At 68.0% G+C, this 24,519-nt stretch carries 21 protein-coding genes and 2 pseudogenes; 18 read left to right on the forward strand and 5 right to left on the reverse strand.

The genetic code is table 11. The features are described from left to right. Positions 1–2: 2 nt before the first annotated feature. The 4 genes from rimO (at position 3) to OXI49_07785 (ending at position 4,092) form a co-directional block, all read left to right on the forward strand. Entirely contained in the window at positions 3–1,457 is a 1,455-nt protein-coding gene (gene rimO, locus OXI49_07770; GenBank protein MDE2690401.1) for a 30S ribosomal protein S12 methylthiotransferase RimO, read from the forward strand. Beyond that, positions 1,457–2,398 (forward strand): bifunctional riboflavin kinase/FAD synthetase, encoded by a 942-nt coding sequence (locus tag OXI49_07775; GenBank protein ID MDE2690402.1) that lies wholly within the window; start codon positions 1,457–1,459, stop codon positions 2,396–2,398. The genes rimO and OXI49_07775 overlap by 1 nt, the downstream gene beginning before the upstream one ends. Before the next feature lie 32 nt (positions 2,399–2,430). Further along, complete coding sequence (gene trxA / locus OXI49_07780) at positions 2,431–2,760, forward strand: thioredoxin (protein ID MDE2690403.1); 330 nt, start codon at positions 2,431–2,433, stop codon at positions 2,758–2,760. Between the two features lie 105 nt (positions 2,761–2,865). Further along, on the forward strand, positions 2,866–4,092 hold the full coding sequence (locus tag OXI49_07785; protein MDE2690404.1) for a M24 family metallopeptidase: 1,227 nt from the start codon (positions 2,866–2,868) through the stop codon (positions 4,090–4,092). Positions 4,093–4,316: 224 nt separating this feature from the next. On the opposite strand, the gene guaB is transcribed toward OXI49_07785, so the two are convergent. From guaB to OXI49_07810, 5 genes and pseudogenes are all read right to left on the reverse strand, one after another. After that, a complete protein-coding gene (guaB, locus tag OXI49_07790) occupies positions 4,317–5,798 on the reverse strand; it encodes an IMP dehydrogenase (GenBank protein ID MDE2690405.1) in 1,482 nt (493 codons plus the stop codon). An 89-nt stretch (positions 5,799–5,887) separates the two neighbouring features. Continuing rightward, positions 5,888–6,001, reverse strand: a pseudogene (locus tag OXI49_07795) (SEC-C metal-binding domain-containing protein). Between the two features lie 237 nt (positions 6,002–6,238). Then, positions 6,239–8,713, reverse strand: a pseudogene (secA, locus tag OXI49_07800) (preprotein translocase subunit SecA). 97 nt (positions 8,714–8,810) lie between these two features. Beyond that, positions 8,811–9,656 carry a M23 family metallopeptidase gene (locus OXI49_07805; GenBank protein MDE2690406.1) on the reverse strand — a complete coding sequence of 282 codons (846 nt, stop codon included), beginning with the start codon at positions 9,654–9,656 and terminating at the stop codon, positions 8,811–8,813. A gap of 141 nt (positions 9,657–9,797) precedes the next feature. Beyond that, the gene (locus tag OXI49_07810; protein MDE2690407.1) at positions 9,798–11,309 is read right to left on the reverse strand and encodes a YifB family Mg chelatase-like AAA ATPase; all 1,512 of its coding nucleotides are present in this window, start codon (positions 11,307–11,309) and stop codon (positions 9,798–9,800) included. Between the two features lie 470 nt (positions 11,310–11,779). On the opposite strand from OXI49_07810, the gene OXI49_07815 reads away from it, so the two are divergent. The 14 genes from OXI49_07815 (at position 11,780) to lpxB (ending at position 24,519) form a co-directional block, all read left to right on the forward strand. Further along, positions 11,780–13,201: a 1-acyl-sn-glycerol-3-phosphate acyltransferase gene (locus OXI49_07815; protein MDE2690408.1), complete on the forward strand. Its 1,422-nt coding sequence runs from the start codon at positions 11,780–11,782 to the stop codon at positions 13,199–13,201. A 96-nt stretch (positions 13,202–13,297) separates the two neighbouring features. Beyond that, entirely contained in the window at positions 13,298–13,525 is a 228-nt protein-coding gene (locus OXI49_07820) for a hypothetical protein (protein MDE2690409.1), read from the forward strand. A gap of 6 nt (positions 13,526–13,531) precedes the next feature. Beyond that, the gene (locus OXI49_07825; GenBank protein ID MDE2690410.1) at positions 13,532–14,659 is read left to right on the forward strand and encodes a glycosyltransferase family 1 protein; all 1,128 of its coding nucleotides are present in this window, start codon (positions 13,532–13,534) and stop codon (positions 14,657–14,659) included. Next, positions 14,656–15,894 carry a glycosyltransferase family 1 protein gene (locus tag OXI49_07830; protein ID MDE2690411.1) on the forward strand — a complete coding sequence of 413 codons (1,239 nt, stop codon included), beginning with the start codon at positions 14,656–14,658 and terminating at the stop codon, positions 15,892–15,894. Before OXI49_07825 ends, OXI49_07830 begins: the two co-directional genes overlap by 4 nt. Then, positions 15,891–16,796: a glycosyltransferase family 2 protein gene (locus tag OXI49_07835; protein ID MDE2690412.1), complete on the forward strand. Its 906-nt coding sequence runs from the start codon at positions 15,891–15,893 to the stop codon at positions 16,794–16,796. The genes OXI49_07830 and OXI49_07835 overlap by 4 nt, the downstream gene beginning before the upstream one ends. Positions 16,797–16,815: 19 nt before the next feature. Then, positions 16,816–17,595 carry a DUF1080 domain-containing protein gene (locus OXI49_07840; GenBank protein MDE2690413.1) on the forward strand — a complete coding sequence of 260 codons (780 nt, stop codon included), beginning with the start codon at positions 16,816–16,818 and terminating at the stop codon, positions 17,593–17,595. A gap of 62 nt (positions 17,596–17,657) precedes the next feature. Then, positions 17,658–18,452, forward strand: coding sequence for a thymidylate synthase (locus OXI49_07845; protein MDE2690414.1), 795 nt, complete (start codon positions 17,658–17,660; stop codon positions 18,450–18,452). A gap of 22 nt (positions 18,453–18,474) precedes the next feature. Next, complete coding sequence (locus OXI49_07850) at positions 18,475–18,981, forward strand: dihydrofolate reductase (GenBank protein MDE2690415.1); 507 nt, start codon at positions 18,475–18,477, stop codon at positions 18,979–18,981. After that, positions 18,978–20,081 (forward strand): tRNA epoxyqueuosine(34) reductase QueG, encoded by a 1,104-nt coding sequence (gene queG / locus OXI49_07855; protein ID MDE2690416.1) that lies wholly within the window; start codon positions 18,978–18,980, stop codon positions 20,079–20,081. Before OXI49_07850 ends, queG begins: the two co-directional genes overlap by 4 nt. A gap of 207 nt (positions 20,082–20,288) precedes the next feature. After that, the gene (locus OXI49_07860) at positions 20,289–22,301 is read left to right on the forward strand and encodes a 30S ribosomal protein S1 (protein MDE2690417.1); all 2,013 of its coding nucleotides are present in this window, start codon (positions 20,289–20,291) and stop codon (positions 22,299–22,301) included. A gap of 72 nt (positions 22,302–22,373) precedes the next feature. Beyond that, on the forward strand, positions 22,374–22,655 hold the full coding sequence (locus tag OXI49_07865; GenBank protein MDE2690418.1) for an integration host factor subunit beta: 282 nt from the start codon (positions 22,374–22,376) through the stop codon (positions 22,653–22,655). Between the two features lie 61 nt (positions 22,656–22,716). After that, complete coding sequence (locus OXI49_07870) at positions 22,717–23,130, forward strand: hypothetical protein (GenBank protein ID MDE2690419.1); 414 nt, start codon at positions 22,717–22,719, stop codon at positions 23,128–23,130. A gap of 4 nt (positions 23,131–23,134) precedes the next feature. Continuing rightward, a complete protein-coding gene (locus tag OXI49_07875; GenBank protein ID MDE2690420.1) occupies positions 23,135–23,332 on the forward strand; it encodes a hypothetical protein in 198 nt (65 codons plus the stop codon). Beyond that, positions 23,305–24,519 carry a lipid-A-disaccharide synthase gene (lpxB, locus tag OXI49_07880; protein MDE2690421.1) on the forward strand — a complete coding sequence of 405 codons (1,215 nt, stop codon included), beginning with the start codon at positions 23,305–23,307 and terminating at the stop codon, positions 24,517–24,519. Before OXI49_07875 ends, lpxB begins: the two co-directional genes overlap by 28 nt.

Genomic DNA, 24,519 nt, shown 5'->3' on the forward strand with positions numbered 1-24,519 from the left:
CCGTGGCGACCCCCGCGAGGAGGGTGGAGGCCGGCCCGCCGGCCGACGCGGCCGGACACCGTGTCGGTCTGGTGAGTCTCGGCTGCGCGAAGAACCACGTCGACAGCGAGGTGATGCTCGGCGTGCTCGACGGCCAGGGTTTCGAACTGGTCGCGGATCTGGACCGCGCCGACACGGTCATCGTGAATACCTGCGGCTTCATCGACGAGGCTCGGGAAGAGTCGATCGACGCCATCCTCGACGCCACCGCCCGCAAGGCGGATGCCGGCGAATCGGTGCGGCAGGTGCTGGTCGCGGGCTGCATGGCCAACCGCTATGGCCGGGAACTTGCGACGGAGATCCCGGAGATCGATGGTTTCGTCGATCTCGATTCGCTGCGGCAGGTCGGCGCGCTGGTGCAGCTCGGCGGCAGCCCGGCGGCCGAGCCGGCGGCATCCCACCTGGTGTTCGACCACCGCGACTCCCGGCTGTTGACCACCGGCGGCTATGCGTACCTGAAAGTCGCCGAGGGCTGCAACAACCCGTGCACCTTCTGCGCGATTCCCGTCTGGCGAGGCCGCCTGCGCAGCCGACCGGTCGAGAGTCTGATCCTCGAGGCGCGGGACCTGGTCGAGCGGGGCGCTCGCGAGCTCGTCCTGGTGGCTCAGGACACGACACGCTACGGCGAGGACCTGGGCTACGGCCGGAACGGTCTCCTGCGCCTGGTGGAGGCTCTGCTCGCGGAGACGGAAGCGGACTGGATCCGGTTCCTCTACGCCTATCCGACCACCCTGGACGAGTCCCTGCTGCAGCTCATGGCGAGCGAGCCACGGCTGGCGTCCTACCTCGACATGCCGCTGCAGCACAGCGACCGGGAGGTACTGCGGGCAATGCGCCGGGGTGGATCGGCCGACCGCTACCGGCGAATCTTCGAGCGAGCGCGTGAACTCGACCCGGAGATGAGCCTGCGGACGACCTTCATTGTCGGTTTTCCCGGCGAGGACGAAGCCGCTTTCGAACGCCTGCTCGAGTTCGTCTCCGAGGTTCGCTTCGACCACCTGGGCGCGTTTGTCTACAGTCCCGAAAGCGACACGCCGTCGGCGTCACTGCCGGGGCAGGTGCCGCGCCGGATCGCGGAGGAACGCAGGGGGCGCCTCCTCGAGTTACAGCGGCAGATCGCGCTGGAACGGCGCGGGCGTCTGGTCGGCAGGACGCTGCCGATGCTGATCGAGGGGCCGTGCGAAGAAACCGAGCACCTGCTCCAGGCGCGGCACCAGGGTTTGGCGCCGGAGGTCGACGGTCGCGTCCTGGTCAACGACGCGGCTGGAGAGGGTCCGCTGCCTCTCGCGCTCCTGGCCGGCCGGATCGTCGATGTGGAGATCACTGACGCCTTCGCCGACGACTCCGTCGGTCGCATCGTGGGCTTCGACGCGGCCGCTTCAACGGCCGGGTCAGCGACTGCCGAGGCAGGCTCCTGATGCAGGCCATCCGCGACGCCATCGCTTCGACCGAACTGCCGCGCGGGGTCATCGCGACGATCGGCAACTACGACGGCATCCACATCGGGCAGCAGAGCGTGCTCGAGATGGTCACGGGCCGGGCGCGCGAACTCGGGGCGCCCTCGGCGGTCATCACGTTCGATCCCCATCCGCTGAGCGTCGTCCGTCCGGACGACGCGCCGCCCCGGCTCGTGACGCAGGCACAGAAAGAGGAACTGCTGCGGGAAGCTGGCCTGGACTACGTGCTGACGATCAGCTTCACTCACGAGTTCTCGAACACCCGGGCACGGACGTTCGTCCGGGATTTCCTGCACGGAAGGCTGTCGGTCGCCGAGCTCTACGTCGGCTCCCACTTCACGTTCGGACGCAGGCGGGAAGGCGATACCACGCTGCTCAAGGAGATGGGCGCGTCCCTGGGCTTCGCGGCGGTGGAGATCGACGAGGTTCGAACCGACGGTGAGCGGGTTTCCAGCAGCCGCATTCGGAGTCTCGTCCTGGACGGCCGGATCGAGGAGGCGAACATCCTGCTCGGCCGCCCGTACGCGATGATGGGCACGATCGCCCAGGGCGACCGCATGGGTCAGCGGCTCGGCTGGCCGACGATCAACCTGGCGCCGAAGAACGAGCTCTACCCCAACAACGGCGTCTATGTGACCAAGGTCTACTTTCCCAGCTTCGAGGCGACCTTCCGGTCGGTCACGAACATCGGCACGCGGCCCACCGTTTACGAGAACTACAGGCGGGTGATCGAGAGCCACATTCTTGACTTCTCGAGCGACGTGTACGGCGAGCGGGTGCACCTTTCGTTTTGCCGCCACCTTCGGGAGGAGAAGCTCTTTTCGTCGATGATGGACCTTTCCGCCCAGATCGGACGGGATGTGGACGCGGCAAGGGAGTACTTTCGACGTACGGAGAGTTGACGAGAGTTGAACTGATACGAGGAGCCCAACCGATGGCAAGTGAACAGATCTTCAACGTGGACAGCCAGAGTTTCGATGATCAGGTACTCGGGTCGGACACCCCGGTGCTGGTGGACTTCTGGGCGACCTGGTGCGGCCCGTGCCGGATGGTGGCGCCGATCCTGGACGAGCTGGCCGGGGAGTACGACGGGCGCCTCCGCATCGCCAAGCTGGACGTCGACCACGCCCAGGACGTGGCCGTTCGCTACGGCGTCCAGGGCATCCCGCACTTCATCCTGTTCAAGGATGGCGAGATCCTGGGCCGCATGACCGGCGCCGCGCCGAAGATGCGGTTCGAGGCCTTCCTGAACGATCACGTCTAGGCGTAGGCGCGGAGTGTCGCTCCTTCTGCGTTCGGACCCACCCCCACGCGGCCCTGGACGGCTGGACGCCGTCGGACGATGGGCCCGTAGCGGCGCTTCGGCGTGATGGTCTGGGCGCGCGGCGAGCTTCTGGGGGCTCTTCTTTCGGAGGAGAAGGCCGAGGCACTCGTCGTCCTGGCGGGTTCGAGTCGTGACCCGGATCTTCAGCCGTTCGTCGGAGGTGCTCGACTGGGAGACGCATGCGTGGTGGCGCATGGCGGCGGGGCCTGGCTCGCGTACTTCACCTCGATGGAGCGGGAAGAGGCGGCCCGGGCGGGGGCGGGGGGTGTCGAGCTGGTTCATCCCGCTGACTTCGGGATGGAAACGCTACGTCGGGAAGGGAAGAGCAGCGAAGAGATCTTCGCGGCGGCTGTGAAGGCCGCGTGCGATTGGGCCGGCGTGGCTCCGGGTCGAGTAGCGCTTGCCGGTCGGCCGGCGGCGGGCCTTGCCGTGGCAATGGCGAGGATGCTCGAGGAGGCTGGGTGGAAGCCTGTTTCGGGACGCGGGCTGATGCTGGCGCTACGCCGCACCAAGACCGAAAGCGAAGTCGAAGGAATCGCCTCCGCCTCGCGAGCAACGGTCGAGGCCTTCGAATCAGTGGCGCGGATGCTTGCGCGTAGTTCGCTGCGAGAGGACGGCGAACTCTGGTTGGAGGAGGAGCGTTTGACGGTTGCCCGGGTCAAGGCTCTCGCCGCCCGGGTGTTCGCCGGACACGGTTTGGAACAGCCCGAGAGTTCCATTGTCGCTCCGGGGGAAGAGGGGGCCACCGGGCACAGCACCGGCACGCCGGAACGGGTGCTGAGGGCAGGGGAGTCCATCGTCGTCGACCTGTTCCCGCGCGGCCGGCTGTTCGCCGACTGCACGAGGACCTTCTGTGTGGGAGAGGCTCCCGCGGCCCTGGCGGAGGCCCATGCCCTGGTCCTCGAGGCCCTCGAGGTCAGCCTCGACGCTGTTCGACCGGGAGTGCGCGGCTGGACGTTGCACGAACAAGTCTGCCGCCTGTTCGAGAACGAGGGCTTCGCGGTGCCGGACAAGAATCCCGGCACGCAGATGGGCTACTTCCACCTGCTAGGCCATGGCGTCGGCTACGAGTTGCACGAGCTACCCAGCTTCCGGAAGTCCGGACCCGGCACCGACGAGTTCGTCGCCGGCGATGTGGTGACGATCGAGCCCGGTCTCTACGATCCAGACGCCGGATGGGGAGTGCGACTCGAGGATCTCGTGGTCGTCACGGAGGACGGCATGACGAACCTCACGCCGCTGCCCCGCGATCTCGATCCCCGTTCCTGGTAGGCGGCCTCGAAGTCACGGTCCACTGATGCCGTCCAGCCAGTCCGGTGGGCCAGGGGGGCGGTCCCAGCGGACTCGAAGCGAGCGACTTCCTGCGCCAACCCGGAAACCAACGACCTGCCGAAGCGAGCGGAGTGGAGCGAGCGCCGCCCTCCCATTCTCTTCTTGAGCGGGAGCGGCCGCTGGGACTGCCCCCCTGGCCCACCGGACTGGCGGGGCGCCACCGCTCAGTTCCGGTCGACCCAGTAGTTGGGCGCTTCCTTCGTGATCAGGACGTCGTGGGCGTGGCCTTCTTTCTGGCCGGCGGCCGTGACGCGGATCATGCGCGCTCGCGTCCTGAGCTCGCCGACGCTGGCGCAGCCTGAGAGGCCCATTCCCGAGCGGAGACCGCCGGTGAGCTGGCCGATCACCTGGTGGACGCTTCCCTTGTGCGGCACCATGCCCTCGATGCCTTCCGGCACGAGCTTCGACAGCGGCTGGTCGTCGGACTGAAAGTAGCGGTCAGCGCTACCGTCGGCCATCGCAGACAGCGAACCCATCCCGCGGTAGGCCTTGTAGCTGCGCCCCTGGTAGAGGATCGTCTCGCCGGGGCTCTCCTCGGTTCCCGCGAGCAGGGAGCCGACCATCACGCTGTGGGCGCCACAGGCGAGCGCCTTCGTCAGGTCCCCGGAGAACCGGATTCCGCCGTCCGCGACGACCGGCAGATCGGCGGCGGCCGAGGCGGCGTCGCGAATCGCCGTCACCTGGGGCATGCCGGCGCCCGTGACGACCCGGGTCGTGCAGATGCTGCCCGGACCGATGCCGACCTTGATCCCGTCCGCGCCGCGTTCGGCGAGTTCGCGTGCGCCGTCAGCGGTGGCCACGTTGCCGACCAGGAGCTGAGCGTCGGGAAGGGTCTCCCGGATACGCTCCACTGCGTCGAGCACACCGCGACTGTGGGCGTGAGAAGAGTCGACGACGAGCACGTCGGCCTGGGCCGAGGCCAGCGCCTGCGCCCGTTCCAGGTAGTCGCCGGCCGTGCCGACCGCAGCCGCCACTCGCAGGCGACCGAGGTCGTCCTTGCAGGCGATCGGGTACTCCATCATCTTCTGGATGTCCTTGACGGTGATCAGGCCCTTCAGGTTGCCGTCGTCGTCCACGACCAGCAGCTTCTCGATCCGATGCTGGTGAAGCTGCGCCTTGGCCTGTTCCAGCGTCGTTCCCTGGGGAACCGTGACCAGGTTTTCGTGCGTCATCAGCTCGGATACGGGACGGCTCGTGTTCGTCTCGAACCGGAGGTCGCGGTTGGTCAGGATGCCCACCAGGTGCCCCTCGCGGTCGGTGACCGGTACGCCGGAGATTTTGAAGCGCGCCATCAGATCGAGCGCCTCGTGGATGCGCTGCTCGGGCCGGATCGTGATCGGGTTGACGATCATCCCCGCCTCGGAGCGCTTGACCCGGTCGACTTCGGTGGCCTGGGCTTCGATGGAGAGGTTCTTGTGGATCACCCCGATGCCGCCTTCCTGGGCCAGAGCGATCGCCAGCTCGGCCTCGGTCACGGTGTCCATCGCGGCCGAGATCAGAGGGATGTTCAGTTCGATGCCGCGCGTGACGCGGGTGCCGAGGCGGACTGCATTCGGATGCACCTCCGACAGGCCCGGGGCCAGGAGGACATCGTCGAAGGTGAGGGCAAGTGCGGGGGTGCCACCCCCTGAATCCGACGTTTCCATGCCGAACGCTATCAACTGGCAAGCTGTGACGCACCCGGCTGGCCGGCGGTTCCCCGGTAGTCAGCCCTGTGCGGACGCAGTGTTGACCTCTACACGGCGACGGGGGCGCCGCAGCACTTCTTGTACTTCTTGCCGGAGCCGCAGGGGCAGGGGGCGTTGCGGCCGACCTTGGCCTGGGAGCGGACGATGGTGCGGGGCTTCTGCGGACGCATGGGTGGGCCGCCGGACGCCTGGGGCGGCGGGAAGCCGCCCGGGGCGGCACCCGGAGGGCCACCTGCGGGTATCCCCGGCATACCCGGGCCTGGGCCCGGCTGCGATCCGGCTGGGGGAGCGGGAAGGCCGAGGGTGCTCGGGTGGCGGAAGCTCATGTCCGCGGGACGCAGCGCCCGACGCCGGCGTTCCAGCTCGGCGATCTCCTCGGCGGAGATGGGACGCAGACGGAACAGATCCTTGATGATCGTGTCTTCGATTCGCTCCTTCATCTCCGTGAAGAGCTCGTAGCTCTCGCGCTTGTACTCGTTCTTCGGATCGCGCTGGCCGTAGCCACGGAGGCCGATCCCCTCCTTCAGGTGGTCGAGGGCGAGCAGGTGGTCCTTCCAGGAGGAGTCGACGACGCGGAGCATGTGGTGGCGTTCGGCGGCACGTAGAGCCTCGGCGCCGTGCGCTTCCTCCTTCTCGCCGTAGCTCCGCTCGGCCGCACCCAGGATCGCCTCGCGCAACTCCTCGGTACCGAGTTCCTCCAGCGGATCCCCGAGGTCCTGTTCTTCGAGGTCGAAGAAGACGCGGATCTCGGAGCGCAGTTCGTCGATCTGCCAGTCTCGGGGGTCCGCCTTGGCTGGACAGTGCCGGTCGATCAGGTAGTCGACGACGTCGCCGGCGATCCGCGTCACGTAGTCCCGTCCCTCGCGGCCGAGGAGGATGTCGCGGCGCAGCTCGTAGATCGCCTCGCGCTGCTTGTTCATCACGTCGTCGTACTCGAGCAGGTTCTTGCGGATCTCGAAGTTCCGGCCCTCGACCTGGGTTTGGGCCCGCTCGATCGCGCGGTTCACCATGCCTGCTTCGATCGGCATGCCCTCCTCCATGCCGAGGCGCTTCATCAGCGCCTGGACCCGATCCGAGGCGAAGATCCGCATCAGGTCGTCCTGCAGGGAGAGGTAGAAGCGTGAGGAGCCCGGATCGCCCTGGCGGCCGGACCGGCCGCGAAGCTGGTTGTCGATGCGCCGCGACTCGTGCCTTTCGGTGCCGAGAATGTGCACGCCGCCGGCCGCGACGACCTCCTCCCGTTCCGCCGCGCAGAGCTCCTCGTACCGGGCGAGAGCCTCGGCAAAGCTCTCCGGGTCCTTCGCTTCGTCGACCTCGGCCCGGGCCAGTTGCTCGGGGCTGCCGCCGAGGACGATGTCCGTGCCGCGACCCGCCATGTTCGTGGCGATCGTCACCGCGCCGCGGCGGCCGGCCTGGGCCACGATCGCCGCCTCGCGTTCGTGGTACTTCGCGTTCAGCACGACGTGCTGGACCCGGTTCTTCTTCAGCAGCCGCGACAACATCTCGCTGTTCTCGATGGAGACGGTGCCGACCAGCACAGGTTGGCCTTGCTTCTGGCAGTCCTGGATCTCCTCGACGACGGCATTCCATTTCTCGGGCGCCGTGCGGTAGACGAGATCGGAGCGATCGTCGCGAATCATCGGCTCGTTCGTCGGCACGACGACGACATCGAGGCTGTAGATCTGGCTGAACTCGCCCGCCTCCGTGTCGGCCGTGCCGGTCATGCCGGCCAGCTTCTCGTACATGCGGAAGTAGTTCTGGAACGTGATCGTCGCCAGGGTCTGGTTTTCGCGCTCGATCCGCACGCCTTCCTTCGCCTCGACCGCCTGGTGCAGGCCGTCGGACCAGCGCCGGCCGGGCATCTTGCGGCCGGTGAACTCGTCGACGATCACGACCTGGCCGTTCTCGATCAGGTACTCGACATCGCGGCGGTAGAGGTGATGCGCCCGCAGTCCCTGGTTGACCGCGTGCAGCACGTCCATGTTCTCCATCTCGAACAGGTTGCCGACCCCGAGGAGCTTCTCGACCTTGGCGGCGCCCTCGTCGGTGAGGGTCGCCGTGTGCGCCTTCTCGTCGCATACGAAATCGCCGGTCGTGTACTTGCGGTCGCCTTCGCGGACCTCCTCGCCGCGTTCGAGTTTGGGGATGATCCGGTTGACGAGCGTGTACTTCTCGGTTGACTGCTCGGACGGCCCCGAGATGATCAGGGGCGTTCGTGCCTCGTCGATGAGGATCGAGTCGACTTCGTCGACGATCGCGAAGTGGTGGCCCCGCTGGACCATCGACTCCAGCGTGAACTTCATGTTGTCGCGCAGGTAGTCGAAGCCGAGCTCGTTGTTCGTGCCGTACGTGATGTCCGCGCCGTAGGCCTGCTGCCGCTCCTGGTCGGTCAGGCCGTGCTGGATCACACCGACGTCGAGACCGAGGAAGCGGTAGATCTCTCCCATCCACTCGGCGTCGCGTCGCGCCAGATAGTCGTTCACGGTGACGACGTGGACGCCGTTGCCCGCGAGGGCGTTGAGGTAGACGGGCAGGGTAGCGACCAGGGTCTTGCCCTCGCCGGTCTTCATCTCGGCGATCTTCCCTTGATGAAGAACGACCCCGCCGAGCAACTGGACGTCGTAGTGCCGCATGCCCAGGGTGCGGCGCGAGGCCTCGCGAACGGTGGCGAAGGCGGGAACCAGCAGGTCGTCGAGACCGGCGCCCTGGTCGAGGCGGGTTCGAGCCTCGCCGGTGCGCGCGCGCAACTGATCGTCGGACAGCGCTTCGAGTTCCGGCTCGAGGGCGTTGATCCCGTCCACGAGCGGCTGAAGCCGCTTCAGGTCACGGTCGTGCTTGCTGCCGAAGACCTTGGTGATCGTCTTTGAGATCATGGGAGTGTTCCCTTCGGTCCGCGCGACGGTGGCGGCGACCGCATGCCGGGAAGAAGGCTGGGAATCCTAGCGCGGCGTTTCGTGACGCAGCGGGCCCTCAGCCCTGGTCCCGCAGATACTCGAACGGGTTGCGGGGGTCACCTTCGAGCCGAACCTCGTAGTGCAGGTGGTAACCCGTCGCCCGTCCGGAGTTGCCGACCCTGCCCAGGACATCGCCGCGATGGACCTCCTGGCCCTCCTCGACGAGGATCTCGGCCAGGTGCCCGTACCGCGTCTCGTAGCCGAAGCGGTGGAGCACATAGACGGCCCGGCCCAGGTTGCCCATCCGCTCCGCGCGGACGATGATCCCGTCCGCTGTCGCGCGCACCGGAAAACCGCGATCCGCGGAGATGTCGAGACCGGAGTGGTGGGCTCGCTGGCCGGTGATCGGATCGCGTCGGAATCCGAAGCCACTGTTGATCACACCGCGCACCGGCCAGGTCATCGGGGTCGAGTCGAGGACGAGCTGACGTTCCTGGAACGCGCCGTCGACGGCGTCGAGCTGACCTCCGAGCAGCGACGCTCGTGCCTCCAGCAGGGAAAGATCGGAACTGTCCGGCGTCTTCAGGCTCGTGAAGGTGCCCCCGGCGCCGGCTTCCGACAGTCGACTCTCCGGCTCGCCGCCGACGATCTGCTCGAGTCCGGCGACGATCGCGAGATCGCGAGTGCGGTCCTCCGCCTCGGTCAAGGCCTGCTGCAGGCGGGAGACGCTTGACTCGAAGGAGGCGTTGGAGCGGCGCAGATCCACGTTCTCGCGCTGTATCCGTTCCAGGTCGCGGAGCTGGACCGCCGATCGGACCTGATAGACGGTAACCCAGCCCGTAACGCCGAGCACGAGCCCGGCGGCCACCGCGATGGCGGCCAACCAGCGGCTGCTGATCCGGAACTGCCGCGTTCGCCTCATTGAGTGAGGGACGAAAACGATCGTGTGAGTCCTGTGCGGCATATCGACCGGGATCGATTTTAGCAGCAAACACCTGAGTCGTCAGAGCGGCGGCCGGGCGAGGCGGAGGGTAGCCCCGCCCGGCCGCCGTGCGCGTCGGCGTCATGGGTTGCGGCGGTCCAGCGGCCGGTACTGAATCGCCTCCGCAACGTGGGTGACGTCGATCCGCGGGGAGGAGTCCAGATCGGCAATCGTGCGAGCCACCTTGAGTGCTCTGGCCAGTGCCCTGGCCGACATGGCCAGACGCTCGAAGGCCGCGTCGAGCAGGCTCTGGGCTGCTTCGGTCGGTTGGCAGTGCTCTTCCAGATCCCGGCGCGACATCGCGCTGTTCAGGGGCTCCGGATGGCCGGTGGGGAAGCGGAAGGCCTGGGTGCGGCGGGCCGCCGCCACCCTCTCCGCGATCTCGGCGGAACTCTCGCAGGCCGGTCCCTTCAGGTCTTCCAGGCTGGGAACCGGCATCTCGACGTGGAGATCGATCCGGTCGAGCAAGGGACCGGAGAGCTGGCGTCGATAGCGGTCGATGTCTCCCGCCGCGCAGACGCACTCCGCCCGCGGATCACCGAGGTGGCCGCAGCGGCAGGGGTTGCAGGCGGCGACCAGGGTAAAGCGGGCGGGGAAGGTGAGCCGGGCTTTCGCCCGGACGACCGTGACGGCGCCGTCCTCGAGCGGCTGGCGAAGCGCCTCGAGCGCATCCCGCCGGAACTCGGGCAGTTCGTCCAGGAACAGCACGCCGGCGTGCGCCAGGCTGATCTCCCCGGGTCGGGGAACCGATCCGCCGCCGATCAGGCCCGACGAGGAGACGCCGGCGTGCGGGCTGCGGAAGGGGCGAGTCCAGACCAGTCCCCCGGCGCCGTGCGCGAGGCCGGACAGGGAGTGGATCTTCGTCACCGTGATCGCCTCCGCGCCGGTGAGCGGCGGCAGGATGCCGGGCAGACGCCGGGCAAGCATCGTCTTGCCGGTTCCCGGCGGCCCGACGAAGAGGACGTTGTGCCCGCCGGCCGCGGCGATCTCCAGGGCCCGCTTGGCCGTTTCCTGGCCGCGGACGTCCGAGAAGTCGGGCTCCGTGCCGTCTGTGCTCCTCTGTGGCGGCATGGCCGTCGCCGGCGTGAGCACCCGGTCGCCGGTCAGGTGTTCGATCGCCTCACGGAGGTGGGCGACGGGGATCACCTTCGTTCCGATGATTGAAGCGGCCTGCCGGCTGTTCGCCGCCGGCAGAAGGACTTCACGGATGCCGAGTCTCCCCGCCAGCTCCGTGATGGACAGAGCACCCCGAACCGGGCGCACCTCGCCGTCGAGGCCCAGTTCGCCACAGGCCATCCGGCCCTCGAGAGACTCGGCGGTGAGTTCGCGATTGGCGGTCAGCAGCCCGAGAGCGATCGGCAGGTCGAGCTGGTTGCCCTCCTTGCGCAGATCCGCGGGTGCCAGGTTGATGACGACGTTGCGGCTCTGAAGGTCGTAGCCGCTGCTCCGGATCGCCGCCCGTACGCGGTCACGGCTCTCCCGTACCGCGGTGTCGGGCAAGCCGATCAACTGCATCGCCGGTAGGCCGAAGTAGGCCGCGACTTCCACCTGGACCTCCCGCGCTTCGACGCCCCAGGGCGTCGCGGAGTTCATGTACGCGATCACATGGACTAAGACGCAAGGCAGCTCCAGAAACCGGCTCGACCACCCAAACGCAATGAGAGCGCAGGCGAACGGCCTGCGCTCTCAGAGTGTCCCGGGCCTGGAGGGATGCGTTTTCGCGGTGGGCGGTCTATGCCCAGTGGGCCCCGACTCGTTCTGGCTTGCCTCGGCGCCGTCCGTTCGGACGGCTCGGGCGGTTCAGGCGACGGTCGAGCGGCCGGAAGTCATGGGTCCATTCAAGCCCTGGACTCGGCGGCCCCCGGCTTGGCTCCCGCGCCGGTCAGCGTCGGGGCAACCGGGGGCTGAAGATGGCCCGGTGGTGTCATGGAACCTCCTTCCGTCTCATCGGTGAAACCACCGTAGGGGGGCGGCCGGAAGTTGTCAAGCAACCGACCGGTCGGACGGTTCAGGCGTAGTCTGTGGCGTAGACTGCCGGCGATCGGACGGAGCGTGGTCGGGAGGTGGTTGCGGCGGTCGAGCGCGGGCTCAGGATGCGAGGCCTCAGGTGGTTTCTGCGGCTGCTGGCGAGGCTGTTCTTTCGCAGTGTCGAGGTGGTCGGCAGCGAGAACGTGCCGCGGGACGGAGGCGGTCTGCTCGTTGCCTGGCACCCGAACGGTCTGGCCGACGGCATTCTTCTTCTCGGCTTCGGTCCTCGCCCGGTCACGTTCGGCGCGCGCCACGGCCTGTTTCGACTTCCGATCGTCGGCTGGTTGTTGCGCGGAGCCGGCGCGGTGCCGCTGTATCGTCGCCGGGATCGGGGCGAACCGGGCGCCCGCATGAGCGACGAGGAGCGGCGGGCGGCGAACCATCGGAGCCTCGGCGCGCTGGCCGCCGCCGCGCGGCAGTCCTTCGTCGCCATCTTTCCGGAAGGCGCAACGCACGACGAGCCCCAGCTGCTCGAACTGCGGGCCGGTGCGGCGCGGCTGTTCCAGCTCGCCCAGGAGGGCGGCGGCGATCCCCTGCTGGTGCCGGTGGGACTTCACTACGAACGCAAGCACGCTTTCCGTTCCCGGGCTCTGCTCGCGTTCTATCCGCCGGTCGAACTGCCGGAAGATCTGCGGCCGGAGACCTTCGTCGACCGCCTGACCGTGCTGATCCAGCAGCACCTGATCGAGGTCACCCATCCAACCGAGAGCTGGGAGCTTCACCGGGCAATGGAACAGGTGCGGTCCCTGGTGCGCGCGGAGCAGGCGGCGCGTGAAGGCGTTCCGCGGCTTCGGCGGGCGCCGATGCAGGAGCGGGATGAGGGCTTCGCGCGGGTCTGGGCGGGGTATCGAAAGCAGCGCGCGATCGACCCCTGCGTCGTGGACCGGCTCGTCGCCCGCGTAACGCGCTACGGGGAGGCGCTGCGGTTGCTGGGCCTGAGCGACCGGGACCTGGATGGCGCTCCGCTCGGGCGCACGGTCTGGCGCGTGATTCTCCTTGGCGCCGAAGCGCTGCTCATGCTCCTGCTGTTGCCGACGGTCGTTCTGATCGGCAACCTCGTCAACCTCCCGGCCGCGCTGCTCGTCGCACTCGGTGCGAGAAAGCTGTCCGTGACCCGCAAGGAACAGGCGGGCCTGAAGATGTTCCTGGGACTGATCATCCTGCCGATGGCCTGGATGGCGGCTAGCCTGGCCGTGGGTCTGGCCTGGACCGAGCCTCTGCCCGGCTTCGACTGGAGGCCCGAGGCTCTGTGGGCACGAGTCACGGGGATGCTGGCCCTGTGCGTGCTGTCCGCCCTGCTGGGCCTCCGCTACCACCGGTTCATCGCTGAGCTCGGTCACGGTCTGCGAGCGCTCTGGGTCGGCGGTTTTCGCAGGGATACGGTGAAGCGGCTGCGCCGGCAGCGTTCGGCTCTGTACGACGAGGTCATCGGCCTGGTGGCGGTTCTCGACGTGTAGTCCCTCCGGTTGTTGTACCCTCCCCGTGCCATGGGGCGGGTCATCGTTGCCTTCTTGGGACGCCTTGCCCGTTCCGGCCCTGCGCGGCCGTTGCGGTTGGCGCTGCGCCGCGTCATCGGCGCGGGCGCCTATGATCGGTTTCGCATCGCGGTGTGGGCACGGGCGAAGGAGGTCGCGAGGGTGGATCCGCTTCACGCCGACATCCTGCCGTTGATCGAGCAACTCGAGAGCGCCGGACACCTGAGGGCCGGCGCCGCGAGGAAGCTGCGATCGGTGGCCAGGGGGATTCGCGCCGAGGTGAGGCGGGAAGCACGGAGTACCTGAGGTCGCATGCGCGTCGGTTTCGACGTGAGCAAGCTGTTCGGGCCTCGGGACGGCGTAGCCAGGTACTCAGCCAGCCTGCTGGAGGCGCTGGCGGAGCTGTCGGAGGAGCGGGGCGGCAGGCCGGGCCTCGTTCTGTATGCGCTCGACGCGGAAGTCGACGCAGGCGACTGGAAGCGGCTTCTGGAGGGACTGCCGGGCAACGTCCGGCGTGGACCGGGCCGCTGGCCGCGGCGCCGGGATCTCGATCTGTTCCACATTCCGACCTTCGCCGACCCCGCTTGTTTCGAGGGACCGGTCGTGTTCACCATCCACGATCTGACCTTTCTCACTCACCCTCGGTTTCACGTGCCGGCGAACCGGAACCAGTGCCTGCTGGCGACCCTGCGAGCGGTCTCACAGGGCGCGACGATCCTCGCCGTCTCGGAGGCCACGGCCGAGGAGGTGCGGAAGTGGTTCGTGTTGCCGGATGATCGGCTGCGGGTCGTCTACGAGGCGGCCTCGGCCGCCTTCGCGAGATTCGATGGCGCCGGCCTGGAGGCGGCGAGGCGGCGGCTCGCCGAGCGCTTCGGTCTCGACGGGCCGTTCGTCCTCTCGGTGGGAACGCTGGAACCGCGCAAGAACATCGCCCGGCTGATCGAGGCCTACGGCGGTCTCGGTGCCGATCTGCGCACTCGCGTTCCGCTGGCGTTGGTCGGCGGCGGCGGCTGGAAGCGGGAGGCCGTGTTCGCGGGCGATTGGCCGGACTTCGTGCGCCGCCTCGGCGCCGTGTCGGAGGAGGACCTGATCGCTCTCTACAATGCGGCCTCGGTGGTGGCCTATCCGTCGCTGGTCGAGGGTTTCGGGTTGCCGGTAGTGGAAGCGATGGCCTGCGGGACGCCGGTCCTTACTTCGAACCGGTCGTCGCTGGTCGAGGTGGCCGGAGATGCTGCCCTGTGCGTCGACCCGTACGATGCGGCGGCGATCCGGCACGGCCTCGACGCCCTGCTGCGGGAGACCTCGCTGCGCGATCGCTACCGCCAGGCCGGTCTGGAGCGCGCGGCCACCTTCTCCTGGCGGCGGGCAGCCGAGGAGGTGATCGGCATCTACGACGACATGACAGGCGGGGGCGGCGCACGGACCGTCGGATCCCTATGACGCAGGGGGCTGCGGGGCCGGCGTCGATCGGCGTCGTAGCCTACGAGATGGAGGGCGAGCCGACCGGCGTGGGGAGGTACCTCGAGGAACTCTTGACGGCTCTCCGCGGGACGTCCCGGACGCGTGACTGGCGACTGAGACTGTTCTTTAAGGGCGACTCCTTCGAGCATCCGTTGTGGACCGGAGAGAAGGCGGGGGGTTGTACCTGCGAGGCCGTCTTCGATCGCCGCGCCGATGCGCATCCGATCCTCTGGGAGCAGGTCCGACTGCCCCGCATCCTTCGGCGTCGGCCCGTGGACCTGCTCTTCTCGCCGGGCTACAGCCTGCCTGGCGGGGCTTCCCGTCCTTCGCTCGTCACGATTCACGACGTGTCGTTCGAGGTCCTGCCGGGCGACTTCAGCTTCAGGGAGAGGTGGCGGCGGCGCTTCCTCGCACGCCGCGCGGCCCGCTCGGCGACCAGGGTGCTGACCGACACGGACCGTACCGCCGCCGAACTTCAGCGGCGCTACGGTGTACCGGAGGAACGGATCGCGGTCGCGCCCCTGGGCGTGGCGCCCCGGTTCGCGCAGGCCGGGCAATCCCCTTCTCGCGGCACGGGAGCGAGAGAGAACCTCGCGGGGCTGGGTGTCCGACAGCCCTATCTGCTGGTTCCGGGCTCCATCCTGCCTCGGCGTCGACTGGACCTGGTGCTGGCCGGCCTCACCCGGCTGTTGGATGAGGCGGTGCCGGCCGGGGTGGCGGCGGGTGCTGGCGATCGGTCCATCGAAGAGCTCCAGCTCGTCATCGCCGGCGCGAACCAGTTGCCGAGGCCGGATGACCTGGATCGCATGATTCGCTCGGGCGGCTGCGCCGACCGCGTGATCCGGATCGGCTACGTGGACGACCAGGCTCTCCCCGAGCTGTATGCGGGCGCGGTCGGGACCATCTATGTGTCGGAGTACGAGGGTTACGGGCTACCTCCGCTCGAATCGCTGGCGGCCGGCGTGCCGGCGCTCGTTTCGGACGCGCCGGCACTACTCGACCTCTGGCCGGACTATCCGCTCAGGTGCGACCGGCTCGACGTCGATGGCGTGACCGACGGCCTGCGTAAGCTGCTGTTCGACCGCGAGGCGCGGCGCGTCACGGAGGTTCAGGGCCCCGAGCGCGTTCGGTCGCTGACATGGGCCCGGGCGGCGGAAACGTTCGCGATCGAGGTCGAGACGGCCTGGCGGGCGGCGCAGGGGAGACGGCCGTGAGCGCGCGTGACGTCCCGGCGGTCAGCGTTCTGATCGTGAACCACAATGCCGGCCTTCATCTTGCCCATTGCCTGGAGCGCCTGCGCTCGGTGGCCGACGAGTGGCGGACGGGAAGCGGCGGGCTGGAGATCGTCGTCGTGGACAATGCCTCGACTGACGGTTCTCTGGAGGCGGTGCGGGAACTTGAGGGGGAGCCGGCTGTGCGGCTGATCGCGTCTGCGCGCAACCTGGGCTTCGGCGCGGCGTGCAACCTGGCGGCTCGGGAGACTACGGGTCGTTGCCTGCTGCTGCTCAATCCGGACGCCTGGATCGATGCGACGTCACTGCGGCGCCTGGTGGAAGCCCTGGAGGCGGATTCCAGGCTCGGTGCCGCCGCTCCCGGCCTTCACTACCCGGACGGCTCGCTGCAGTTGGGCTGGGCGCCCCCGGTGGGAGTGGTGGGGGAGGCGATCCAGAAGTCTCGCAACCGGTTCGCGGGGAGGGCCTGGAACCACGTGTTGCTGCCACGGCTGCTCCGGCCGCTGCTCGGGCAAGGTTGGTTCTCGGCCGCCTGCGTGCTCGTTCGCCGAAGCGCGTTCGAGGAAGTCGGGGGCTTCGATGAGGGTTTCTTCCTCTACTTCGAGGACGCGGATCTGGGGCTTCGCTTCGCTCGCGCCGGTTGGCGGCAGCGGCAGGTGGAAGGGGCCCGGGCCTGGCACTCGCGCGGCGTCACGACGGGGCGGCGAGGGAAGCGGCTCCTTTCACCCGATGTGGAACGCTACTACCGTGCTTCCCAGTTGCGCTACTACGGCCTTCACCGGCCACGCTGGGAGTGTTCGTACCTGCGGCGGCGGTTGCGCCGCAGATTCGTCGGCGTTGCCGACGAAGAGCAGAGGACGGCGCTGTTACGGCTGCTAGTGTGAGGCCTGCGGAGGAAGACCGTTGTCTGTTTGTCGTCTCGGAATAGCTCTCGTTCTCATCTCGATTCCGGCCGCGTTTCCGGTCCTGAGCCAGGACGTCGGATTCCACCGGGACGTGCCTTCGGCCAGCGACTTCCGGCTCCTCAACGTCGAAGTCCGCCCTGAAGCTCTCGACGGCCGTTCCGCGCTGCGCGTTGCCGGCGATCCGGAGGTGCTCGGGGCGATCGCGGCGGAGCGCCAGGAGGTGATGGCGGAACTGCGGGCCCGTGGCGAGAGACCGGGTCCGGCAGCGTTCGAAGAGTCGCGGAGGGACTTCCTCGCGATCGTCGAGGACGTGCCGTTCGGCAATGGCACGATCGAGGTCGAACTGGCCGGCCAGCCGGCGCCGGGCGCCCAGGGTGGCGCGCGCGGCTTCGTCGGCGTTGCTTTCCGGCTCCAGGAGGACGGCGAGACCTACGATTGCTTCTACGTGCGGCCGACCAACGGCCGGGCGGAGGACCAGCTCCGCCGCAATCACAGCGCGCAGTACATCTCGCACCCGCACTGGACCTGGTTCCGGTTGCGCGCGGAGACACCGGGGCAGTACGAGACCTACGTGGACATCGGTCCGGCGGAATGGATCGCCGTGAAGATCGAGGTGACGGGCGAGAAGGCCCGGCTGTACGTGAACGGCGCCGCCCAGCCGACCCTGATCGTCAACGATCTGAAGTCCGGAGCGGACGGCCGGGGCAAGGTCGCACTGTGGATGGAAGGTTCCACCGTGGCCCACTTCCGCAACCTGCGGATCTCACCGGCGGAGTAGGGGAGTGCTGAGCCGTTCGGGCGATCGCCGGTTGCCGCGGACCGGAACCTGAGACGACCGCGATGCGCCAGTACCTGGACCTGCTGCAGGAGGTGCTCGACCAGGGCGTGGTCCGCGACGACCGCACGGGCACGGGGACCCGCAGTGTGTTCGGTCGGCAGTTGCGCTACGACCTCGCGGACGGGTTTCCCGTGCTGACGACGAAGCGCCTGCACCTGCGGTCGATCATCGTCGAGCTGCTGTGGTTCCTTCGCGGCGACACGAACGTCGACTATCTGCACCGCCACGGCGTGTCGATCTGGGACGAATGGGCGGACGAGCACGGCGACCTCGGCCCCGTCTACGGTTCTCAATGGCGTTCATGGCCGACCCCGGACGGCCGGTCGATCGACCAGATCGCCGCGGTGATCGAGCGCATCCGGACCGAGCCGACGTCACGACGCCTGATCGTCAGCGCCTGGAACGTCGCCGAGGTCGACTCGATGGCCTTGCCGCCCTGTCACGCGCTGTTCCAGTTCTACGTCGCCGCCGGGCGTCTGTCATGCCAGCTCTACCAGCGGAGCGGCGATCTCTTTCTGGGAGTGCCCTTCAACATTGCGTCCTACGCGCTGCTCCTGATGATGGTCGCGCGGATCTGCGGGCTGGAGGCCGGGGAGTTCGTCCATACGTTCGGCGACGCCCACCTGTACAGAAACCACGAGGACCAGGCGCGCGAACAACTGACCCGGAAACCCCGTCTGCTGCCCAGGATGCTGATCAACCCGGACGTCGACTCCGTGTTCGACTTCACGCTCGACGATTTCGAACTCGTGGGCTACGAGCCCCATCCGCCGATCCGGGCCGCGGTCGCGGTCTGAGGCGACGGGAGGGGGAAGGGCAGTGAGAGTTTCGGCCATTCTCGCCGCGGCGACCAACGGCGTCATCGGTCTCGAGGGTCAACTGCCCTGGCAGCTCAAGACCGACGTCCGGCGTTTCAAGCGGCTGACCACGGGCCACCACGTGGTGATGGGGCGGCGCACCTGGGAGGAGATCGGCTGCCGGCCACTGCCGCGCAGGACGTGTGTCGTGCTGAGCAGGCAGGCTGGGTTCGGGGCTCCCGGAGCCGAGGTGCGGCACTCGCTCGAAGCGGCGGTCGAGGCGGCCCGCCAGGCGGGCGAGGAGGAACTCTTCGTCATCGGCGGCGCCGCGTTGTTCAGCGCGGCGTTCCGGTTCGCGGACCGCGTGTACCTGACGCGTGTACTGGCTGAGGTCGAAGGAGACACGGCGGTCGATCTGTCTCCGCTCGACGACTGGCGGCAGGAGACGACGGAGGATGTGCCGGCCGGTCCGGAAGACGACCATCCTACCCGCTTCGAGGTCCTCGCGCCGCCGGCGGACCGCCGGTGAGCGAGGGTCCCGCCAACCCGGGCAGCCGAGCCGACTTGCTGGTCGGCTGGGCGCTCGAAGCGGGGTTCGACCGCGCGGGCATCACCACGCTGGAGCCGCAGGCCGGAACCGGTTCCGCCTTCCTGCGCAGGCTGGAACGGGGCCTCTTCGCCTCGATGGCCTGGCTCGGCCGCCGCCCGAACCGTCGGGTGGTCCCGGCAACGCTTCTCGACGGCGCCAGGTCGGCGCTCTGTGTCGCGCTGCACTACCACCCCCTGGAAGGGGAGCCGGAACCGGCGGGCGACCTGTGGCCACGGGTGGCGCGCTATGCCCGTGGCGACGACTACCACGACGTGATGGAGCGCAGGCTGCGGCGGCTCTCCACGCGTATCCGGGAGGCGTTCCCGGGTGCCGGCACTCGCCTCTACGTCGACACGGGGCCCGTGCTGGAACGGACCCTGGCGGCGCGGGCCGGCCTCGGCGCCGTGGCCAAGAACACCCAGTTGCTCGACCGGAGCGGCTCCTGGTTCCTGCTTGGTGAACTGTTCCTGACCCTGGAGCTCGAACCGAGCGAGCCGCTGGCGGAGGACCTCTGCGGAGACTGCCGGCGGTGCCTCGAGGCCTGTCCGACCGGAGCACTGCCGGAACCCTACGTGCTGGACGCGGAGCGATGCATCAGTTACTGGACGATCGAGCACCGCGGGGAGTTGCCGGAGAGGGCGCGGGCGATGGTCGGCGACTGGGTGTTCGGCTGCGACATCTGCCAGGAGGTCTGCCCCTGGAACCAGCACCGGGCGGCCCCCGTCGAACGGCAGCGGGTCGGACTCTTCGGGCTTCCGCCAGACCGCGCCGAACTGGACCTGGCCGCCCTCCTGTCGATCTCCGAGGACGGCTACCGCAACCGCTTCCGGCATAGCCCGATGAAGCGCGCGGGCAGGTCGGGCCTGCGACGCAACGCGGCCGTGGCGATGGGCAATCGGGCGGATCCGGCCTATGCCGCGGCCCTCGAACGGGCTCGGGAGAGCGACGATCCGGTCGTCGGCAGCCATGCGGACTGGTCGCTGCGTCGCTTGGCCGGGAACGGCGACGAGGGCCGTAAGTTGCTTGAAATCAGGGACTAAGGGCGGTCGAATCGAGCCGCTTCGAGAACCTCCAAGCGGTTGACCACGTAGTGCCGCGTCCCTATACTTGTTCGTCTGACCCCGGCGCCGGTTCGTCCTCAGGCGACTGCCAGTGGTGGTTCGTCCAGGGGTCGACTGTCGCCGCCCGAAGCACCTTGAAACGCCTACCGCTGCCGTCGAGACACTGCGGCGAGAACACAGGAACCCATGGAACCCACTGAAGAACACACGACCAAGGCGCCTCCGCCGGAGGCGTCCTCCGCAAAGGCGCTTCCCCTGGAAGCGTCCCCAGCGGACGCGCTTCCCCCGGAAGCGCAGGCACAGGACGGGGACAATCTGTCCTACGAACAGCTCGTCGAGATGTACGACGACAGCATGCGGCATCTCAACGAAGGCGAGATCGTTGCGGGAACGGTGATCGCGATCACAGCCAACGACGTCGTCGTCGATGTCGGCTACAAGTCCGAGGGACTGGTACCGATTCACGAGTTCACCTCTCGGGACGGCAAGCTCCAGATCAGCGTCGGCGACGAAGTCGAGGTCCTGCTCGAGCAGACGGAAGGTGCTGACGGGCATGTGATGCTCTCGAAGGTCAAGGCCGAACGCATGCGCATCTGGGCCCAGGTCGAGACGAGCTTCAAGGAAGGCAAGGTCATCAAGGGCCGTGTGATCGACCGGATCAAGGGAGGGCTGACGGTCGATGTCGGTCTGCGTGCCTTCCTGCCGGGTTCCCTGGTCGACATCAAGCCGGTCAAGTACCTCGAGTCGTTCAAGGGTGAGGAACTCGAGTTCAAGGTGATCAGCCTGGACCGTCGCCGCAACAACATCGTTCTGTCGCGCCGCGCGGTGCTCGAGAAGGAGTACGCCAAGAGGAAGGCCGAGACCCTGACGAAGTTGAAGGAGGGTGTGCGGCTACCGGGCGTGGTCAAGAACATCACCGACTATGGCGTGTTCGTGGACCTGGGCGGTATCGACGGCCTGCTCCACATCACGGACATTTCCTGGGGCCGTGTGAACCATCCTTCGGAACACTTCGCCGTGGGCGACGAGGTCGAAGTCGTCGTTCTGCGCTTCGATCCCGAGACGGAGCGCGTCTCGCTCGGATTCAAGCAGACGACCGAGGATCCCTGGACTCTGGTCGACAAGAAGTACCCCCTGGGTTCACGGGTGCGGGGCCGGGTCGTCAGCCTGGTCGACTACGGCGCCTTCGTCGAACTCGAGGAGGGTGTCGAAGGCCTGGTCCATGTGAGCGAGATGTCGTGGACGAAGAAGGTCGTGCCGCCGTCGAAGATCGTCAGCGTCGGTCAGGAAGTCGACGCGATCGTGTCGGAACTCGACATGAGTCAGCGCCGGATCAGTCTTTCCTTGCGACAGGTCGAGTCGAATCCCTGGGAGGATCTGGCGGCCCGCTTCCCGGTCGGCACGATCGTGGAGGGCCGCGTCAGGAACCTGACCGAGTTCGGGGCCTTCGTGGAGATCACGGAGGAGATCGACGGGCTGGTCCATGTCTCGGACATGAGTTGGACCAAGCGGGTCAAGCATCCGAGCGAAGTTCTCGCCAAGGGCGACGCCGTTCGGGCCCGGATCACCAACATCGACGTCACGGGCCAACGGGTGTCCCTCTCGATCAAGGACTTCCTGCCGAACGAGTGGCAGGACTTCGTGGATGGCCACAGCGTCGGCGACGACATCGTCGGCAGAGTGGTCAACGTGACGGACTTCGGGCTCTTCATCGACGTCTACGACGGGCTGGAAGGGCTGGCCCATGTCAGCGAAGTGGATGTTCCGGGGGGCAAGCTCGAGGACCACTACCGGATCGGTGAGTTCGTCCGTGCGCGGATCCTGCGCATCGAGGACGAGGACAAGAAGGTCGGGCTGACGTTGCGTGGCGTGACCGAGCTGAGCGACGAAGAGGCTGAGGAGCTGTCCGCGGAACGGGAGCGGAAGCTGGCCGAGGCCCGTGCCGCGGCGGCCGCGGCGGAGGAAGAAGCCGAGGAGGACGCCGAGGAAGAGGACGTCGCCAGCGAGGTCGAGGCGTCCGAGGCGGAAGAGCCGGCGGAAGCGGCCACGGAGGACGGTGCCGAGGACATCGCGGAGATGAGCGCGGCCCCTGCGGAGAGTGATGAAGTTGAAGAGGCCGACGAGGCGGCCGACGAGGCCGGGCCGGAAGCCGCCGCCAGCGAGAGTCCGTCGGACGAGGAACCGGAGGGGACCGGCTAGGACCTGTTGGATCTGTGGGAGGAGCCGAGAATGAAAGACGCGATCCAGTTCCCTTCCGACATCCGCCACGGCGTGACGAAGGCCCAGTTGGTCGAGGAGGTCGCCCGTAGCGCCAACCTCACCAAGAAGGACGCCGAGGTCATCGTCAGCACGGTCTTCGAGAGCATCGTCGACTCCCTGAAGGACGGGGACAAGATCGAGCTCCGCGGATTCGGGAGCTTCCGCATTCGGGAACGGGGGTCCCGGATCGGCCGGAATCCGAAGACAGGCGCCCGCGTCGACGTCCCGTCCAAGAAGATCCCCTACTTCAAGCCAGGCAAGGAACTCAGGGAACGTCTCAACTCGGACGAGTAGGGCCGTCCGGGGCTGAGAGAAGCAGCCAGGTCCCGTGGCCGAGCCCGCCGCCGCGCAACGCATGACGACGACTCCGCCTCCTGCCGGCTCCCCTCCGCAACCTCTGGGACTCGTCCGGCAGATTGTGGTCGCGGTCGCGGCCTGGGCCGTGCCCGGGTCCGGTCACCTGTTGCTGAGGAAACCCCGCCGGGCCGTCGTTGTCTGCGGCGTGGTCCTGTTCTCCTTCCTGTTCGGGTGCTGGTTGCGTGGCCATCTCTACGTCGTCATTCCCGAGCAGCCGCTCAGTCGCCTTGCAACGCTGAGTTCGATGGGCGCCGGGGCTCCCTACTTTCTCGCCCGCTACGTGGTGGAGTACGAAGGCGACATCCTCACTTCGACCTTCGAGTACGGCAAGGCATTCCTGCTCACCGCCGGTCTTCTGAATCTGCTCGCCGTACTCGACGCCTGGGACATCGCCAGCGGCTCGAAGGACTGAACCAGTGCTGACCAGTCACTTTACCCTGATGGTGATCTACGCGCTGCAGGTCAGCCTGTTCTTTGCCGTGCTCTGGCGGCGGCGATTCAGGGACAGGGCGCGGCTCTTCCTGCAGATGATGATCGGCATGGTCGGCGGGGGCCTGGTGCTCGCCTGGTTGATGTTCCCGTTTCCATGGTCGCCGCCAACGCCGATTCCCTGAGCGTTCTGATCTCCGCCGGCGAGGCATCGGGCGACCGTCATGCCGCGGGCCTCATGGAGGCGGCGGCCCGTCTGACCGGGGACCGAGGGCGAATCCGCTTCTTCGGGCTCGGTGGCGACGCGATGGCAGCGGCCGGCCTGGAGCCGGTCGCCCACAGCGACGAGGTCGCGGTCGTCGGCATAGCCGAGGTTGCCCGCGAACTGCCGCGCATCCGGCGCGTGTTCCGCAAGCTGTTGCTGGCTTCCGAGACGCGCCGGCCGAGCCTGGCCGTCCTGGTTGATTTCCCCGACTTCAACCTGAGGTTGGCCCGTCGCCTGCGCCGCCGTGGCATACCGGTTCTGTACTACGTGTCGCCCCAGGTGTGGGCATGGCGGCGGCGGCGCGTACGGACGATCTCGCGCCTCGTCGACCGGATGCTCGTGCTCTTTCCGTTCGAGGTCGAGGTGTACCGGGGACATGAACTCCACGTGGATCACGTGGGGCACCCCCTGGTCGACGACGTACCGGAGCTCGAATCGGCATGGGACCGGCAGGAAGGCGTTCCGGAGCGGCCGATGCTGGCGCTTCTTCCGGGCTCCCGCAACAGCGAGGTTCTGCGGATCCTGCCGCCCATGCTGCGAGCGGCCGCGGAGCTGGTCGGGACGGCGGAACGCGCCGGCCGCGTTCGTCTGATTCTGGCGCCCACGGTTGACGAGGCACTCGTGCGGCGCCTGATCGCCAGCGGGCCTCTGGACGGCGACGAACTGGACGTTGTGCGTGCCGACCGGTTCGCCGCGGTCGCCGGTTCCCACTTCGCGTTCTGCGCCTCCGGAACGGCCACTCTCGAGGTCGGGCTTCTCGGAACGCCGATGATCGTGGTCTACCGGGTATCCCCGCTGACCTACGCGGTTGGACGTCTCCTGGTCGACCTGCCGTTCGTCAGCCTCGTCAACCTGGTGCTCGGCCGCCAGGTCGTGCCCGAGTTGCTGCAGGCGGAGGCGGATCACGAACGGATGGCTGCTGCCGCGTCCAGGCTGCTGAGCCGTCGAAACCGCATCGATGCCATGCGCGCGGCGCTGGCCGAACTGAGGCCGGCCCTGGGCGAGTCCGGAGCGAGCGAGCGAGCGGCCGGCTGCCTGCTCGAGGAACTGGGACTCCTGGAAGAGCCGGGCGAGCGCCGGGGGCGTGAAGGGGCAACTCGCCGGTGA

The sequence above is a fragment of the Acidobacteriota bacterium genome, from assembly GCA_028875725.1.
GTDB lineage: Bacteria > Acidobacteriota > Thermoanaerobaculia > Multivoradales > Multivoraceae > Multivorans.